We start from the raw sequence: 17,228 nt of genomic DNA, 5'->3' as shown, positions 1-17,228 counted from the left end.
GCACGCCCTCCGCTCGGCTCACTGAGCCGCCCGGCACGAGGACAAGGCACCGCGCACGCCGACGCCCGGCTCGCGCAGCGGCAACCTGGTCGACGCGCCGCGGCACACCGGCACCGTCGTGTCGAAGATGCCGCGGCCGAACGTGGCGACACTGAGCTGACGCGTGGACTCGTGGTAGCGCATGTACAGCACCGCCGCCATCGGCAGGTCCTCGCCCAGGGACGCCCACTCGCCGCCGTTCCATGCCGACACGTACACACCGACGTCCGTGCCGACCAGCAACAGCCCGTCGGGCGTCGGCAGCACCGAGTTCACCGGCGCGTCCGGCAGGCCACGGCCGATGTCGGTCCAGGTCGTGCCGCCGTCCTGGGTCACCATCACGTGCGGCCGATCGCTTCCGGAACGGAAGCCGGAGAATGCGGCGTAGGCGATCTTCTCGTCCGCCGGGTGCACGGCGATCCGGGTCACCCAGGTGCCGGGCAGCTGCCCCGGATCCACTTCGGTCCAGGTCTCGCCGAGGTCGTCGGTCCACCACACCTTGCCGTCGTCGGTGCCCGCGTAGAGCCGGTCGCCGTCGGTCGGTGCCGCGGCCACCGTCGTCACGGTTCCCCACGGGTAGCCGGCCGGATCGTTCGGGCCGCCGCCGGTCAGATCCGGGCTGATCGGCTCCCAGGTACGGCCGTTGTCGGTGGAACGGTTGACGATGTTGCCCGCGTAGTACATGACCTCCGGGTCGCTCGGGTCGAACTGCAGCGGTGTGAACCAGTTGCGCCGGGACGAGGTGGTCTGGTTCGCGCCGATGCTCTGGCGTGGGGTGCCGCCGCTGTTCTCCGAGCGGTAGCAGGATCCGTACTGGCTGCAGCCGAAGACGATCGTCGGGTCCGCCGGATGGATGATCACCTGCAGGCCGTCGCCGCAGCCGATCGACGCCCACGGCCCACCGACGCCGTCGTACCCTCGATTGCAGCCGTTGTCCTGGGTGCCGCCGACGTGCAGTGCAGGATCGGTCTCGGCCACGTCCACCGAGTAGAACTGCGTGTACGGCTCGTATGTCGCCTTCGTCCAGGTGCCGCCCGCGCCGTTGGCGTCGGACCGGTACACGCCGCCGTCGTTGCCCAGATACACCCGGTCGGGAACCGCCGGATCCCACGCCATCTTGTGCTGGTCGGCATGGACGCCGCCGGAGCTGCTGAAGGACATGGCGCCATCGGTGGAACGCATCAGATTCACCCCGGCGAGGAAGACGTGGTCCTTGTCCGCCGGATCCACCCATATCTTGCCGAACCACCAGCTGAACGTGGACTGCGACGCCTGCGCGGCGGTGACCGGCGTCTGCTCCCAGGTATCCCCGCCGTCGTCGGAGCGGTAGAACGCGCGGAACGGGCCCAGCGCGGTGCCGACGTAGGCGTAGAGGCGCTGCGGATCGCTCGGCGCCAGCGCGATGCCCCAGCGACCCTGGTCGTCGTCGGTGGGGAGCCCGTCGGTCATCCGCTGCCAGGTCTGCCCGCCGTCGTCCGAACGCCAGAGGCTCGAGCCGGGTCCGCCGTAGGTGCGCTGATGCGGTTCCCGGAGGTGATCCCACATCGCCGCGTACACCCGGTCCGGATCGGACGGATCGATGAGGACCTCGGTGGCGCCGGTGGTGTCGTTCAGCGGGGGGAGAACCTGGTTCCAGGTGTCCCCGCCGTCCTCGCTGAGGTACACGCCGCGTTCGCCGCCGGGGGTGAACAGGTTGCCGGTCGCCGCGGCGAAGATGCGGTCCTCGTCGCTGGGATCGATGGCGAACCGCGCGATCGCGTGGCTGTCGGAGAGGCCCACGTGCTCCCACGTCTCGCCGCGATCGGGCGACCGGTAGACGCCGTCGCCGCCGAAGGTGATGGAGCCGCCTCCCGGCTGTGCCTCCCCCGTGCCGGCAAAGAGGGTCCCGTCGCTGGTCATCGCGACCGCACCCATGCCCTGCACCCAGTCGTCGGGCCAGACGGGTTCGTAGGTCATGCCGGCGTCGCTCGACCTCCACACTCCGCCGGAGGCGGCGGCGATGAAGATCTGATCCTCGACCTCAGGGTCGACGGCGATGTCGACGACGCGGCCGCCGATGTTGCCCGGCCCGAAGAACTCCCACTCCTGGTCGGCGAGGTGGCGGTAGATGTTCCGGGTGCGGAGCTCGACGCCGGCCGCCTCCGCCCGGGCGGAGGCGTACGTCTCGGCGGACAGCTCCGTGCTTCCGTCACTCAGCCGCTGCGTGGCCATCCACTCATCGGGCAGCTCCATCGGACCGGTGGGCGTCGTCGTCGCCAAGGACCGCTGATCGCCGGCGGAGATCAATGACGCGGTCAACGTCAACGCGGCCACCGGGGCGACGATGGCCGCCACCGTGATACTTCGGCGGTAGCGAGCACGGAATCTCATGCGTGCCTCCCTGTCCAGCGCGGGACGAGCGGGGTCGGTAGGATACCTGCGCACCCTAGGCGCGGTGCGGGAGATCGTCACCGATCATCTGCTGGGAATCACCGCGGACGGTTAGAACAAGTGTCGAGTCGCCCAGCCGCAGCCGTCCGGTGCTGCGGTTGCGCTGATGGTGCGGCTGCGTTGTTGGTGCGGCCGTGCGGTCTGCGCGGCGTCAGTCGCTCTGGAACTCCGGCAGACCCGCGTCGTCGGAATCGGGACCGAGCACCGCGCTCAGCGCCGTCCCGTCCGCGCAGAGTGCGGTGGCCCGTAGGTACATGCGTCGTCCCGCCGTCCGGGCCAGCACCTCGGTCTCGAACACCTCATCCTCGATGCGGAGGATCTCGATGTCGGTGCGGCCCTCGTAGTCGGCACGCAGGTCGAGGGGTGTCATGCGGACGGTCGCCTCGATCGAGGTGAGGTTCCCCTGTTCCCGGGCGGACGTCACGCGGGCTCCATCCGGGAGGAACTCCCCGGCCGCATCCGTGCTCACCTCGGGTTCCTCGTCCATCGGCACGCGATCGCAGGACGGCAGATTGTCCAGCATCGCCCCCGCACGATCCGCCGGGTCCGACGCCGCGGCGGCATCCTGATCCGGGGACGTGCCGCCGCACGACGCGAGCACGACGGCGAGGACCGCGAGGACGACGGCCGGCACCACGGACGGTACGGCTGCTGGCACGGCCGCCCGGGCTGTGGCCCGGGCTGCGGACATCGCCGCAGTCCACATCGTCGCCCGCACATCTCGAACGGTCATCTCATCACCCGCCAACGTCGCACGGTCAACATCTGGGCCGCGATGATCGCCGCCGTGATCGCCATCAGCACGATGCTGATCAGGGCGGCGTACGCGAAGCCGGAGAACTCGAAGGCCTGGTCGAAGATGTACACCGGGAGGTACAGGGTGGCGTTGGCGGGCCGGCCGTCGGTGAGGATATACGCGGGCACGAAGTTGACCTGCAGCGTCAGGACGGTATCCCGGACGGCGAGCAGCACCAGGACCGGCGCCAGCAGCGGAAGCGTGATCCTGCGCAGCCGGCCGAGCGGGCCGCAGCCCTCCAGCGCCGCCGCCTCGTAGAGCCGGCCGTCGAGCATCCGGCGCGCGGCCAGCACCACCACGAACCCTTCCCCGATCGGAAACAGCAGCATCAGCACCACCCCGACCCGGGCCGTGACCGGATCGGCCAGCCAGTTGAAGCCGGAATGCCCGAACAACCCGAGCAGCTGGTTCAGCGGCCCGTACAGCGGGTTGAGCACCCAGAGGAACAGCACCGCGAGCGCCACGTCGGGGATCACCGTCGGCAGGTAGACGGCCGTGCGATACCACCGGCCGCCCGGCCTCGGCGCGGCCAGTAGCAGGCCCAGCCCCACCGCTGCCAACAGGCGCAACGGCACCGACAACGTGACGTGGAACAGCGAGGCCGCCACGCTGTCCAGGAAGAACGTGTCCTCCGTCAGCCGCCGCACGTTGTCCAGGCCGACGAACTGCGGGTCTCGGGTCAGACCGGTGTGGTCGGTGAACGCGTAGCCGATGTTCAGCGCGGCCGGCAACGCGATCAGCAGGACGACCGCCACGCCGTATGGTGCGAGAAACCCCCACCCGGTCGAGGTGCCGTTGCGCGGGGATGTCATACACGGCGCCCGCTGTTCGCGTCGAACAGGTGAATGCGTTCGGGGTCCGGGCACAGCCGGACCGGATCGCCGGCGGCCAGTCCCAGCCGCGGTGCGGCGCGTGCCACCAGCCGGGTGCCGTCCGCACACCGGGTGACCAGTATGGTCTCATTGCCCAGGCTCTCCACGGCCTCAAGCGTGGTCTCGATCGGGCCGTCGTCGTCGACGCGCAGATCCTCCGGGCGCACCCCGACGCGTGTCGCGGCGCCGCCGCCCAAGACGCCCCCGCCGGGCACGATGTTCATCGGCGGACTGCCGAGGAAACCGGCGACGAACGTGTCCGCCGGGCGGTCGTACACCTCCTGCGGCGGACCCGCCTGCCGGATCCGTCCGCCGGCCATGATCACCACCCGGTCGCCGAGCGTCATCGCCTCCGCCTGGTCATGGGTCACATGGACCGTGGTGGCGCCGAGATCGCGGTGCAAGGCCAGCAGGTCGGCGCGGGTGGAGAGCCGTAGCTGCGCGTCGAGGCCGGCCAGCGGCTCATCCAGGAGGTAAGCGCTCGGCGCGCGCACCAGCGCCCGGGCGAGCGCCACCCGTTGCCGCTGGCCACCCGACAACTGGTCGGGATATCGGTCGAGCACGTCGGCCAGGCCCAGTTGCTCGGCCGCCTCGCCCGCCTGGCGTCGCGCTTCAGCCCGCGGAACCCGCCGGACACGCAGCCCGAACAGGATGTTCTCCACCACGGTCAGATGCGGGTAGAGCGCGTAGTCCTGGAAGACCAAGGCCACGGAGCGCCGATGCGGCGGCACACGACTCATGTCGAGCCCGTCGATCCAGACCCCGCCCACGTCCGGCGCCTCCAGACCGGCGATCAGCCGCAACAGAGTGGACTTCCCCGAGCCCGACGGACCCACCACCGTGACGAACTCCCCGACGGCCACCTCCAGGTCGACGCCGTCCACCGCCGAGACCCGACCGTACGTCTTGGTCAATGCCTGCAGACGGATTCCGCCCGGCAGGGCCGGCGCATGCTCGCGGCGCATCGGTCACCGCCCTTCCACGGTGAGTTCGAACAGCGGACGGAGCTCCTCGTCCAGCCGCCGCAGCCCTTCCTCACGGTCGATCCTTCCGTAGAACACCTCCTCCAGCAGGGTGTTCGCCTCCCGTTCCACCCGTGGCCAGGCGGCGGTGCGCGGGGTCGCGCGCAGGTGCGGCTCCGCGTCGAGATATACGTGCGACGACGCGGGCGGCTGATCGGGCTCCGTGAAGACGTCGGAACGAGCGACATCGAGCCGGGACGGCACCGTGCGCCCGGACTCGGCCAGGATCTCCTGCCCCTCGACACCCATCGCGAACTCGATGAACCGCCAGGCCGCGGTGTGGTCGGGACGGTCGGCGCTCATGCAGTAGGCGTCGCTGTGCAGGATCGACGCCGGTTCTCCACCGGGTGCGACGGGCAGCGGCGTGACGTCCCAGCTGAAGGAGTCGATGGTGCGCAAGGTGGGCACGGCGACCCGGCTGCTCAGATACATGCCGAGGGTGCCGCGCAGGAATCTGGCCTCACTGGACTCGCTCTGCTCCTCGGCGTCCGGCGGGACCACTCCGTGCACGAGCTGGAGATCGAGGAACCAGTCGACTGCCTCGCGCGCGGCCGGATCGGCGTCGCCGGTGAGAGTCAACGTCGTAGGCCGGTCGGGGTGGTCGACGACGTCGCCGCCATTCGACCAGACGAACGGTGCCAGCCGGATCAGCGAGGGCTGCACGCCCAGGCCGTATGTGCCGTCCGCGGTGAGCGCCTGCGCCGCGGTCAGGAAGTCGTCCCAGTTCCAGCCGGCCGCCGGCGGCGGGACGCCGGCCGCCTCGAACATGTCGGCGTTGTAGTACACGACCAGTGACGACAGGTTCTGCGGCAGGCAGGTGAGCTCTTCGCCGTCGAACCGGAACGCGTCCAGCGCCGCCGGGCTGAAGTCGCTCTCGTCGAGCACATCGCTGCGGTCGAGGTGGGCCTGGACCGGCTCGATGACGCCCTGTGCGGCGAACTGGCCGTAGCGCCGGAAGTTCAGCAGGAACACGTCGGGCGGGCTCCCGCCGGCGAACGATGTGGTCAGTCTGGCCATGAGGTCGTCCTGAGTGGCGACGGGGGAGAGCGCGATGTCGACGTCGTCGTTGGCCGACTCGAACGCGTCCACCAGTGTCTCGTAGCCGGCCACCTCTTCGGCGTCGCCGAAGAGCACCACGGAGACCTCCGCCTGCTCCGGCGGCGCGGCAGAGCCGCCGGAGCAGGCGGCGACGGAGATCGGCACCAGGGCACAGACGCAGGCGCGAGCGAGCGCGGAGCGGGTCAACGTCGTCCTCCTCGGAGTGCGGCCAACGGGTCGTCGCTCAGCAGGATCCGCTGAGCCAGCAGGAAGACGGCGACGCAGGGCAGCGTCGCGACGACGCACCCGGCCATGAGCACGGGCCAGTCCGTGGGGTTGAGCAGCCGCAGGAACTGCAGGCCCAGCGGGAGGGTGTAGCGGTCGCCGCTATGCAGATAGAGCAACGGGTCGATGAAGTTCCCCCAATGAAAGGTGAACGCGAGCACGGCGGCGGCCAGCGTCGCCGGCCGGACCTGCGGGAGGGCCAGCCGGCGCCAGATCGTCAGCCAGCCGGCGCCCTCCAAACGGGCCGCGTGCAGCTGGCTGTCGGGTATGCCGCCGTAGCTCCAGGCGTACAGCAGGATCAGGAAGGGACTCACCGCGAGCAACGCCGGCGCGAGTAGCGGGATGTAGGTGTCCACGACACCCACCAACCGGAACACCTCGAACCTGGTGGCCCATACGGCGGTGACCGGCACGAGCAGTACCACGAGGAGCGCCAGAAGCGCTCGGCGACGGTCGGCCGCGGCCAGCAGCCGGACTCCGAATCCGGTGATGGCGGCCACCCCCACCGTCACAGGGACGCCGATGGCCACCACAAGGGCCGAGTTGCCGAGGTAGGTGAACAGCGGCATCAACTCCCCGAGCCGCTGGTAGGCGGCGAGCGTCGGCTCCGGCGGGACGAGCTCGAGCGTGCGCGGCGGCGGCAGGCCGGCGGGACGCAGCGATCCGACGATCATGAACCAGAGCGGGGCGGCGAAGAGCGCCGAGAGGACGGCTGGGGCGATGACGCGCCCGAACACTCTGCTGGCCGTCGGATATGCGGCAAAGCTGGCCGGCACACCGGCAATATGTCACATCCGAGCACCCGTGGGCACCACTGTGGCCACGGTTCACCACAGACGTAGAAGGCGAACGACGGCGCGTCCGTCAGGTGTTGGAATGACGGTCGCCGCGTGACCGGATCGTTATGCCAGTGGGACCGGTGGCCATTACATGCGCCAAGGCCAGAGGACTAATCTGCGAAAGCATCAGCCGGCCGTCATGGTGGCGGCGGGCGCGTGCAGACCAGAATGAGGGGACCTGATGCGCAGACGAAGGTTCACCGCCGCGGCCGCGCTTGCGGCAGCCGGCGCGCTGGTGTTGGCCGCCTGCGGCGGCGACGACGACGAGGACCCCGGCGACAGCGGAAACGGCGCGGAGAACGGCGCCGAAGGCGATGGCGGCGACCCCGCCACGGATCTGCCCGTCATCCTGGGCACCACCGACAGCGTGACCAACGTCGACCCGGCCGGCGCGTATGACAAGCCGTCGTGGAACATCGCATACAACATGTACCAGCGGCTGCTCGCGGTCCCCCTGGGCGAGACCGAACCTCAGCCCGACGCGGCCGAGTCGTGCGACTGGGACGACGACACCACCTATACGTGCACGCTCAAGAGCGGGCAGATGTTCTCCGACGGAACCGAGATGACCGCTGAGAACGTCGTGCACTCCGTCGACCGGCAGCTCGCCATCGAGCACGAGTCCGGTGGCTGGGAGCTGCTCAGCGGAATCGAGAGCGTGGAGGCGACCGACGACTCGACGGTCGTGTTCCACCTCGCCGAACCGGACGCGACCTTTCCGTTCCTGCTGACGACGGCGGCCGCGTCTATCGTGCCGCTGGACTTCCCGGCGGATCAGCTGCAGCCGAACGATCAGGTCTTCGGGTCCGGTCCCTACACCGTCGAATCGTTCGACCCCACCCAGCAGATCCAGCTGGGGGTCAACCCGAACTACGCGGGTGACCGGCCGATCAACAACAGCGGTGTGGTGCTCCAGTTCTATCAGCAGGAGTCGGCGCTGAAACAGGCGATCGAGGAAGGCGAGGTCATGATCGCCTACCGGAGCCTGTCCGTCACCGACATCGCCGACCTGGAGGACAACGGCGCCGAACGCGGCGTCGACGTGGTGGTCGGCGAAGGAACCGAGATCAACTATATGGTGTTCCAGGTCGGTCGAGAGCCGTTCGACGAGCCGGCCGTCCGGCAGGCGATCGCGCAGATCATCGATCGCGAGGCGATCGCCGAGTCGGTCTACCGGGGCACGGTCACGCCGCTGTACGGGCCGGTCCCGGAGGGCGTCGCCGGGCATGTGCCGACGTTCCAGGACCGATACGGCGAGCCGGACGTCGAGGCGGCGGAGCAACTGCTGGCGGACGCGGGCGTCGACACACCGGTCGCTTTCGACCTGTGGTGGATGCCGGACCGGTACGGAGCGGAGATCGCCGACATGTACGGCGAGATCGAGCGCCAGCTGGAGGACACCGGCCTGTTCGACGTGACGCTCGAACAGCTGTCGTGGGCGCAGTACTCCACCACGTTCTCCGACGGCAGCATGGACGCGTTCGACCTGGGCTGGTTCCCGGACCACCCGGACCCGTCGAACTACATCGCGCCCTTCTACCACTCCGAGCGCAACTTCCTGAACTACGACTACAACAACGAGCAGATGGATGAGCTGATCGACGTGATCCTCACCGACACCGACCAGGACGCCCGGATCCAGGCGGTGGAGCAGGCGTCGGAGATCGTCGCGGAGGACGTCCCCATCATCCAGCTGTGGCAGCGTGACCAGATCGCCGCCGTCCGGCAGGGCGTGACCGGCGTCGAGGAGACGCTGGACCCGTCGTTCATCTTCTACTACAACGTGGTGAGCGGCGTGGCCGAGTAGTGATCGGCGTACATGAACGGCGGGAGGGGCTCTGGTGCCGGCCGTCGCGGCCGGTGCCGGGGCCCTGCCCCATGCGGTGATGTCGTCGACATGACAGGAAGGCTGGTGCAGGTTGTCGACTCGCACCTCCGGGTCGCTACGCATGTACCTGGTCACTCGGGTCTTGCTCTTCGTCCCCCAGGTTCTGGTCATTCTCACGATCGTCTTCGTCCTCATGCGGGTGGCGCCCGGGGACCCGGTGACCGTGGCGCTCGGCGGGCAGCGGTCACCCGAGCAGCTGGCGGAGCTGCGGGCGGCCGCCGGATACGACCGGCCGGTCATCGTCCAATACGGTGAGTATCTCTCCGGCATCCTGCGGTTCGATCTCGGCACCACGATCGTCGACAGCCGGCCGGTGACGCAGATCTTCGCGGTCAACGGCGGTGCGACCCTCACCCTGACCCTGGCGGCGTTCCTGGTGGCGTTGCTGATCGGGCTGCCGCTCGGGTTGCTGGCCGGCCGCTATCGGGACACCGGGCTGGACGCGTCGCTGCGGGTCTTCGGCATCCTGACCTACGCCGCCCCGGTGTTCTTCCTGGGGCTGCTGTTGCAGCTGGCGTTCGCGCGTGGCCTGGGCTGGCTGCCGTCCAGCTCCCAGGCGAGCCCGATCGTCCTGGCCCGGGTACCGTCGGAGACGAACATCTTCCTGCTCGACGCCCTGCTGGCGGGCGACACCGAGGCGTTCTGGAACGGCCTGGAACATCTGATCCTGCCCGCTGTGACGCTGGGGCTGCTGCTCTCCGGCGTCTTCCTGCGTATCGTGCGGATCAACCTGATCCAGACACTGCGCAGCGATTATGTGGAGGCGGCGCGGGCGCGGGGGATCCGGGAGCGCCGGGTGGTGGTGCAGCATGCGTTCCGCAACGCGATGGTGCCGTTCGTCACCATTCTCGGCCTGCAGGTGGCGCTGTTGCTGGGCGGGGCGATCCTGACCGAGCAGACGTTCAACTGGAACGGCATCGGCAGCCAGCTGGTCCGCTACCTCGACAGCCGCGATTACGTGGCCGTGCAGGGCATCATCACGCTGATCGCCCTCGTCGTCGTCACGGCGTCGTTGCTGATCGACATCATCAACGCGATCATCGATCCGAGGGTGAGGTACTGATGGCCACGCCGAACACACCACTGTCCGGCGGTGGCGGGCCGTTCCCCCAGGGTCGTGGCCGCGCCGGTCGTGCTCTGCGGGGCATAGCACGGCCGTACCGGAGCTCGCACGGAGTCGGCCGCTTCATGCTGGTGACCGGCACCGTCCTGGTGGTCCTGATGGTGTTGACGGCCGTCTTCGCGCCGCTGCTCGCTCCGTTCGGGTTCGCCCAGGTCTCCGGCGACGACGGGCAGCGCTTCGCCACCCACCTGGAACCGGGCGGCGACCACCTCTTCGGCACCACGACCCAGGGATTCGACGTCTTCAGCCGGGTGGTCTGGGGTGCTCGAACGGCGGTCACCGTGGTGCTGCTCGCGCTGATGTTCTCGCTGTTCATCGGTGTGTTGCTGGGACTGCTGGCGGGGTTCGTCGGCCGATGGGTGGACCGTGTCCTGGTGATGATCATGGACGCGTTGTTCGCGCTCCCCGCCTTGTTGCTGGCGATCGTCGTCGCATTCCTGCTCTCCGAGTACGTCGGCGGCGGCGCGTCGACCGCCGCGCTGGCGATCACGGCCGTCTACGTGCCGCAGTACTTCCGTGTGGTGCGGGCGGCGACCGTCAGCGCCAAGGAGCAGACATACGTGGAGGCGGCGCGCGCGATGGGCGCGAAGCCGGTCACCATCATGGTCCGCTACCTGCTGACCAACGTGATCCAGAGCGTGCCGGTGATCGCCACGCTCAACGCCGCCGATGCCATCCTCACCCTTGCCGGGCTGGGGTTTCTCGGCTATGGCATCCAACCGACCGAAGCGGCGGAGTGGGGGTATGACCTGCAGCGTGCGGTGGCGGACACGGGCGCGGGGATCTGGTGGACCGGGCTCTTCCCAGGGCTGGCGATCGTCCTGCTGGTGATGGGGCTGACGCTGATGGGTGAAGGGCTCAACGAGACCATGAACCCCGCGATCCGGGTGCGGCGGCTGCTGCCGGTCAGCATGCCCGAGCTGACCAGCCGGACGTCGGCCCCGGATGCGGCCGGAGCCGGTACCGGACGAGAGCGGGGCGCCGCCGGTGAACGTCCCGAACAGGAAACCTCGAAGGACGGTGATGCGTCGTGACCGCCTCGGTCCTCTCCGTGCGCGATCTCCGCGTCTGGTACGGCACAGAGCGCGGACCGGTCCGTGCCGTCGACGGCGTTTCGTTCGACCTGCGTCCCGGGGAGACGCTGGGCCTGGTCGGCGAGTCCGGCTGCGGCAAGTCGACGCTCGGCCGTGGTGTGCTCGGCCTGCTGCCGCGCGGAGCCAAGCTCGACGGCGAGGTGGGCTACCAGGGCCGGAACCTGGTGACCGCCACGCCGCGGGAGGTCCAGTTGCTGCGCGGGCCCGACCTTGGCCTCATCTTTCAGGAGCCGCTGACCCGCCTCAATCCTCTACTGCGGGTCTCCGAGCATTTCGAGGAGACGTTGCGCACCCACGAGCCCGGCCTCTCCAAGGAGCAGATCCAGCACCGTGGCATCGAGGTGTTGCGGGCCATGGGCATCCCGCCGACCCGGTACCGGGCGTACCCGCACGAGTTCTCCGGCGGCATGCGGCAACGCATCATGATCGCCCTGGCGCTGGTACTGCGGCCGTCGTTCGTCGTCGCCGACGAGCCTACGACAGCCCTGGATGTGCTGGTCGAGGCGCAGATCATCTCCATCCTCGGCGACCTGCGCCGCAACTTCGACACGGCGCTGCTCTTCATCACGCACAACCTGGGCATCGTCGCAGAGGCATGTGACCGGGTGGCGGTGATGTATGCCGGGCGGATCGTCGAGCAGGGGCCGGTGACCGAGGTGTTCGCCCGGCCGCAACACCCCTACACCAGGGAGCTGCTGCGCTCGACCATCTCGCTGGCGACGACGGGCCTGCACTACATCCCCGGGGCGCCGCCCGACCTGGTGGAGCCGCCGTCCGGTTGCCGTTTCCACCCGAGGTGTCCGTCGGCCATGCGGGTGTGCCCGGAGCGGTTCCCGGAGCCCGTCGTCGTCGGTCCGCAGACGGTCGAGTGCTGGCTACATGGACCCGACGGCCTCATCCCCGCCGACGGCCGCGATCCACTTGTGCGGGAGGAGATCACCGTTGCCGACGAAGCCTGAACCGAGCACCGCCGTCGAGAGCGACGCCCGTCCGACACTGATGGATATCCGCGATCTGCGGGTCCACTATGAGCTGCGCGGTAGCGCGCTGGCTCGATTGCTCGGCGGCGGGGGTGCGACGGTCAAGGCCGTGGACGGGGTGAACCTTGCCCTGCGCCGGGGCGAGGTGCTGGGGCTGGTAGGCGAGTCCGGAAGCGGCAAGACCACACTGGGGCGGGCGCTGCTCGGGCTCGTGCCGGCCACGGCCGGGCACATCACATACGGCGGTCAGGACCTGGCGGAGCTGAACCAGCGGCAGCTGCGCCCGATGCGTCGCCGCTTGCAGATGGTGTTCCAGGACCCGCACGCAGCGTTGAACCCGTCCATGGACATCAGCACCGCCGTCGCGCACCCATTGCGCATCCATGGGTTGGTGGGCAGCCGCGCGGAGGGCCGAGCCCGTGCGGCGGAGGCGATTGAACGCGTCGGTCTGGTCCCCGCCGAGCAGTTCCTCGACAAGTTGCCCGTGGAGCTGTCCGGCGGACAGAAGCAGCGCGCCGTGATCGCCCGGGCGATCATCTGCGGCCCGGAGCTCCTGGTTGCGGATGAGCCGATCTCGATGCTGGATATGAGCGTGCGGGCGAAGATCCTGGAGCTGATGCTCGAGCTGCGGGCCGACCTCGACCTGACGTATGTCTACATCACGCACGACCTGGCCACCGCCAAGTTCTTCTGCGACCGGGTGGCGATCATGTACATGGGGCGGATCGTCGAGATCGGCCCGACCGACGAGATCTTCGCCGATCCGAAGCACCCGTACACCCAGGCGCTGCTGCGGGCCGTCCCGGACCCCGACCCGGAGCGGCAGGTCCCGCGCGATCTGCCGCGGGGCGAGATCGCGGACGCCGCCGCACCGCCGCACGGGTGCTCGTTCCATCCACGCTGCCCGTATGCGTTCGAGCCGTGCGGCTGGGAGGCGAGGGACCTGCGGGCGATGTTCGAGCGGCGCTGGACCGAACTCGGCGAAGAGGTGTGGGAGAGAGAATCCGCGCTCGTCGGCGAGCTGGACGAGATCGAGGGGTACCAGGAGCAGGTGCGGCTGAAGGTGGGAGACCGTGCGCCGGAACTGGTGTCGCTGTTGGACGAGGCCCGGGCACACGACCCGGACGAACCGCTGTGGCGCGGCGTGGAAAGCATCGACAGCGACGACGGTACGGTGACGGTCCGGTTCCGCGCTGGCGTGGACCCGGCGCTCGGACCCGCCGGCAACATCGACGTCGCCTGCCACCTCCACAACCCCGAGCTCCGGCCTAAATGATCATGTGAAGTAGGTTTTCTCGTGCCCTACCATGTCTGCAGCCCTGTTGAGGCACGAGAAAACCTACTTCACATGATCATTTAGGGCGCGTTTCGGCGGCGGGTGGATTCGCGGATGTTGAGTTCGATGGGATGGAGCCGTTCGACGCCCGGTGCGACGGCACCCGCCAGCAGCTCGAACAGCAGCTCGGCGCAGGCTGCGCCGGCCTCGCGGGGCTGCACGTCGATCGCGGTGATCGCGGGATCGGCGAACCTCATGGCCGGACCGTCCACGCAGGAGGCCAGGAGTAGATCGTCGCCGACGCGGCGTCCCGCTTCTCGGATGACCGGCAGCAGTGTCGCGGCTGCGCTGGTGGGCGCGGCGATCAGGGCGTCGAGGCCGGGTTCGTCGGTGAGCAGGTTCCGGGCGACCGTGCTGGTGGCGTCGGCGTTCGCGTCGAACGGTACGGCGCGGGTGAGCGGTACGACGCCACGCTCCGTGCACCATTGCCGATACGTGCGGTGCACGCTGGCTGCCCAGTCGCTCTCATCTCCCGGCACGATGAGGGCGGGCCGGAGCGTGCCGACGGCGGCGAGGTGATCGAGTAGTTCGCGTAGGGCCGCTCCGTGGTCGGACCAGACGATACCGTCCGGGTCGCCCGGCCCTGGGTACCGCTCGCACGTCACCGTGGGCAACTGGGAGCTCATCAACTTCTCGACGACCGGATCCGCGGCCAGCGGGTCGCCGAGGACCAGACCGTCGACGCGCGGCCGCCGCTCCGCCGTGGCGCCGGCGCCGGAGCCGGAGGTGAGCAGCGTGACGTCATAGCCATGGTCGGCCGCAGCCTGGACCGCGCCGAACACGAAGGACATGTAGTAGTCGGAACGGGGCAGCACCTCGGGCAGGTGCAGCCCGATCGTCCCGGTCCTCGCCCGGCGAAGGTGCCGGGCGGAGCCGTTGGGCACGTAACCGAGCTCGGCGGCGACATCGGTGACGAGGCGCCGGGTCTCCTCCGAGACGCGACCGGAGCCGCGCAGCGCATCCGAGGCCGTCGTCTTGGACACCCCCGCCCGGTTGGCGACGGTGATGATGGTGACCTGGCGGTCCTGGGGCACAGCTCGATCATAGGCGTCGTGAGCCGCGCGACGTCCCGCCCGCGTCGTTGGGCCCACGGGAATCCGGATGGTCTTCCGCCCGTGCGGAGTGGCCGGGCATGGTGCGCTGAGTTCACGTTGTCCGAGGGTGGGAATGCGTATTCCAGCGATCATTCAGCGCACCATGCTGGGCGTGGATGGCTTGTTAATACCGCGTTTCGACCGCCGTGCGGGTCTTGTGTCACCGATCGAACGACGGTAGCTTTCTCGGCAATGCCGGAACGTTCCGGCATCGACGCGAGGGAGAGAGAACCCGCATGACGGACTGCTCCACGTCCACATCTGCCGGCCCACGGGTCGAAAGCCAGCACGGTGCCGCCGATGCCCACGCCGGTGCGGGCGAGACGCGCAGTGCGGGCAACGCACACGGTGGGAGCGACGCGTACGGCGCGGGCAAGACACACGGTGCGCGCGAGACGCACGGTGCGGGCGGTGGTGCGCGGCGGGTGCTCGGCCCGGGGAATGAGCCGCATCCACTCGACCCGTTGGGCGCCGCGGAGATCGAGCACGCCAGGCGGACCCTCGCGGACGCCGGCGTGCTGAGTGCCTCGAGCCGGATCGCCTACCTCGGCCTCGATGAGCCGTCCAAGACCGAGGTGCTCGCCTTCGACGACGGAGCGGCCATGCCCGGGCGCCGCGTGCGCGCGTTCGTCATCGACCTGGCGACGGAGGCGTCGGAGGAGGTCGTCGTCTCGCTGACGGACGACGCGGTGCAGACGCGCCGGCCGATCGATCCCGCGGTGGACGGGCAGGTGCCATTGCTCGACGAGGAACACACGCTGGTGCGGCGCGTCGTGAAGGCCGACCCGGGCTGGGTCGAGGCGCTGCGGCGACGGGGCGTGACCGACCTGGAGACGGTGTATGTGGCCGCCCTGACCGCGGGCCATTTCGACCGTCCGGGCGAACAGGGCCGGCGGATCGCGCGCGTGCTGGCGCACCTGCAACCCACTCCGGAGAGCCTGCCCTGGGCGCACCCGATCGACGGACTGGTCGCCTATGTGGACCTGACCAAGGAGACGGTGTTGGAGGTGGTCGATACCGGGCCGCTTCCGATCCCGGAGGAATCCGGCGATTACCACGTGCCGGGCGTCTTCGGTCCGTACCGCACGTCGCAGCGGCCGATCGAGATCACGCAACCCGAGGGTCCCAGCTTCCACCTCGACGACAACCTCGTGACCTGGGAGAACTGGAGCGTCCGGCTCGGTTACGACATGCGTGAAGGGTTGATCCTGCATCGCCTCGCCTTCGACGACGGCGGCCGCACCCGGCCGATCATCTACCGTGCGTCGGTTGCGGAGATGGTCGTGCCGTACGGCGACCCGAGCGCGGTGCGGTTCTGGCAGAACTACTTCGACACCGGCGAGTACCAGCTCGGCCGCCTCGCCAACTCGCTCGAGCTCGGCTGCGACTGCCTCGGCGAGATCACCTACTTCGACGTCACCGTTGTCAACGACGACGGTTCGCCGCGCGTCATCAGCAACGCCATCTGCATGCATGAAGAGGACTACGGCGTCCTCTGGAAGCACACCGACCCGGCGAACGGCTCCGTGGAGACCCGGCGGCAACGCCGGCTGGTGATCTCCTTCTTCGTCACGGTGGGCAACTACGACTACGGGTTCTACTGGTACCTGTACCTGGACGGGACCATCGAGCTCGAGGTGAAGGCCACCGGCATCGTGTTCACCGGTGCCTACGACGAGCGGGCCCGGCGGTACGGGTCAGAAGTGGCGCCAGGGCTTGCTGCGCCGTACCACCAGCACCTCTTCGGCGCCCGGCTCGACATGACGGTCGATGGGGTGCCCAACGCCGTCGACGAACTCGACGTGGTCCCGCTCCCGCCCGGGGCGGACAACCCGTACGGCAGCGCCTTCACGCAGACCGCGACCCGGTTTCGCACGGAGGGCGAGGCGCAACGACTCGCCGACAACGCCGTCGACCGGGTGTGGCGGGTGAGCAACCCGTCCGTGCACAACCGGTTCGGTCGACCGGTCGCCTACGCCCTCTATCCCGAGGGCAAATCTCCGCTACTGGCCGGCGAGACGTCGTCGATCCGGCGCCGCGCCACCTTCGCGACCAAACATCTGTGGGTGACGCGTTACCACCCGGAGGAGCGCTACCCGGCCGGTGACCTGGTCAACCAGCATCCCGGCGGAGCAGGACTCCCCACGTACGCGCAAGCGAACCGGGAAATCGACGGTCAGGATGTGGTGCTCTGGCACACATTCGGGCTGACGCATTTCCCGCGCCCCGAAGACTGGCCGATCATGCCGGTCGACACCTGCGGCTTCACACTCAAGCCGGTGGGTTTCTTCGACCGCAATCCCACGGTCGACGTCCCGCCGACGAGTTCGCGCTGCGCATGTACCGACCACGGTGCATGCCACTGCTGACACGGCCGCCGGCCCAGTACGCA

13 protein-coding genes are annotated in these 17,228 nt (G+C 69.2%); 6 read left to right on the top strand and 7 right to left on the bottom strand.

What is annotated here, in order from left to right; all coding sequences use genetic code 11:
• Positions 1 to 18: 18 nt before the first annotated feature.
• The 6 genes from G1H10_RS08535 to G1H10_RS08510 form a co-directional block, all read right to left on the bottom strand.
• Entirely contained in the window at positions 19 to 2,409 is a 2,391-nt protein-coding gene (locus G1H10_RS08535) for a WD40/YVTN/BNR-like repeat-containing protein (RefSeq protein WP_163735606.1), read from the bottom strand.
• Positions 2,410 to 2,620: 211 nt separating this feature from the next.
• Positions 2,621 to 3,202, bottom strand: a complete 582-nt coding sequence (locus G1H10_RS08530) for a hypothetical protein (protein WP_163735603.1) — start codon at positions 3,200 to 3,202, stop codon at positions 2,621 to 2,623.
• Positions 3,199 to 4,077 carry a carbohydrate ABC transporter permease gene (locus G1H10_RS08525; RefSeq protein WP_163735601.1) on the bottom strand — a complete coding sequence of 293 codons (879 nt, stop codon included), beginning with the start codon at positions 4,075 to 4,077 and terminating at the stop codon, positions 3,199 to 3,201. Before G1H10_RS08525 ends, G1H10_RS08530 begins: the two co-directional genes overlap by 4 nt.
• Entirely contained in the window at positions 4,074 to 5,102 is a 1,029-nt protein-coding gene (locus G1H10_RS08520; RefSeq protein WP_174264188.1) for an ABC transporter ATP-binding protein, read from the bottom strand. The genes G1H10_RS08525 and G1H10_RS08520 overlap by 4 nt, the downstream gene beginning before the upstream one ends.
• Positions 5,103 to 5,105: 3 nt before the next feature.
• Positions 5,106 to 6,404, bottom strand: a complete 1,299-nt coding sequence (locus G1H10_RS08515) for an ABC transporter substrate-binding protein (protein ID WP_163735599.1) — start codon at positions 6,402 to 6,404, stop codon at positions 5,106 to 5,108.
• Entirely contained in the window at positions 6,401 to 7,258 is an 858-nt protein-coding gene (locus G1H10_RS08510; protein ID WP_163735595.1) for a carbohydrate ABC transporter permease, read from the bottom strand. The genes G1H10_RS08515 and G1H10_RS08510 overlap by 4 nt, the downstream gene beginning before the upstream one ends.
• A gap of 244 nt (positions 7,259 to 7,502) precedes the next feature.
• Between G1H10_RS08510 and G1H10_RS08505 the strand changes: the two genes are divergently transcribed.
• The 5 genes from G1H10_RS08505 (at position 7,503) to G1H10_RS08485 (ending at position 13,682) form a co-directional block, all read left to right on the top strand.
• A complete protein-coding gene (locus tag G1H10_RS08505) occupies positions 7,503 to 9,128 on the top strand; it encodes an ABC transporter substrate-binding protein (RefSeq protein ID WP_163735592.1) in 1,626 nt (541 codons plus the stop codon).
• Between the two features lie 112 nt (positions 9,129 to 9,240).
• Complete coding sequence (locus G1H10_RS08500; RefSeq protein ID WP_216853042.1) at positions 9,241 to 10,272, top strand: ABC transporter permease; 1,032 nt, start codon at positions 9,241 to 9,243, stop codon at positions 10,270 to 10,272.
• Positions 10,272 to 11,366 (top strand): ABC transporter permease, encoded by a 1,095-nt coding sequence (locus G1H10_RS08495; RefSeq protein ID WP_163735589.1) that lies wholly within the window; start codon positions 10,272 to 10,274, stop codon positions 11,364 to 11,366. The genes G1H10_RS08500 and G1H10_RS08495 overlap by 1 nt, the downstream gene beginning before the upstream one ends.
• The gene (locus G1H10_RS34470; RefSeq protein WP_163735586.1) at positions 11,363 to 12,385 is read left to right on the top strand and encodes an ABC transporter ATP-binding protein; all 1,023 of its coding nucleotides are present in this window, start codon (positions 11,363 to 11,365) and stop codon (positions 12,383 to 12,385) included. Before G1H10_RS08495 ends, G1H10_RS34470 begins: the two co-directional genes overlap by 4 nt.
• A complete protein-coding gene (locus G1H10_RS08485; RefSeq protein ID WP_216853041.1) occupies positions 12,369 to 13,682 on the top strand; it encodes an oligopeptide/dipeptide ABC transporter ATP-binding protein in 1,314 nt (437 codons plus the stop codon). The genes G1H10_RS34470 and G1H10_RS08485 overlap by 17 nt, the downstream gene beginning before the upstream one ends.
• An 80-nt stretch (positions 13,683 to 13,762) precedes the next feature.
• Here G1H10_RS08485 and G1H10_RS08480 read toward each other — a convergent pair whose 3' ends face one another.
• The gene (locus tag G1H10_RS08480) at positions 13,763 to 14,776 is read right to left on the bottom strand and encodes a LacI family DNA-binding transcriptional regulator (protein WP_163735580.1); all 1,014 of its coding nucleotides are present in this window, start codon (positions 14,774 to 14,776) and stop codon (positions 13,763 to 13,765) included.
• A 296-nt stretch (positions 14,777 to 15,072) separates the two neighbouring features.
• Here G1H10_RS08480 and G1H10_RS08475 point away from each other — a divergent pair, with 296 nt between their 5' ends.
• A complete protein-coding gene (locus G1H10_RS08475) occupies positions 15,073 to 17,205 on the top strand; it encodes a primary-amine oxidase (protein ID WP_163735577.1) in 2,133 nt (710 codons plus the stop codon).
• Positions 17,206 to 17,228 lie beyond the last annotated feature (23 nt).

Origin of the sequence: Phytoactinopolyspora halotolerans, assembly GCF_010550675.1 — a bacterium.
GTDB classification, from domain to species: domain Bacteria; phylum Actinomycetota; class Actinomycetes; order Jiangellales; family Jiangellaceae; genus Phytoactinopolyspora; species Phytoactinopolyspora halotolerans.
The sequence above is the reverse complement of the archived record's forward strand: the minus strand, read 5'-3'. Positions and strand labels throughout refer to the sequence as shown.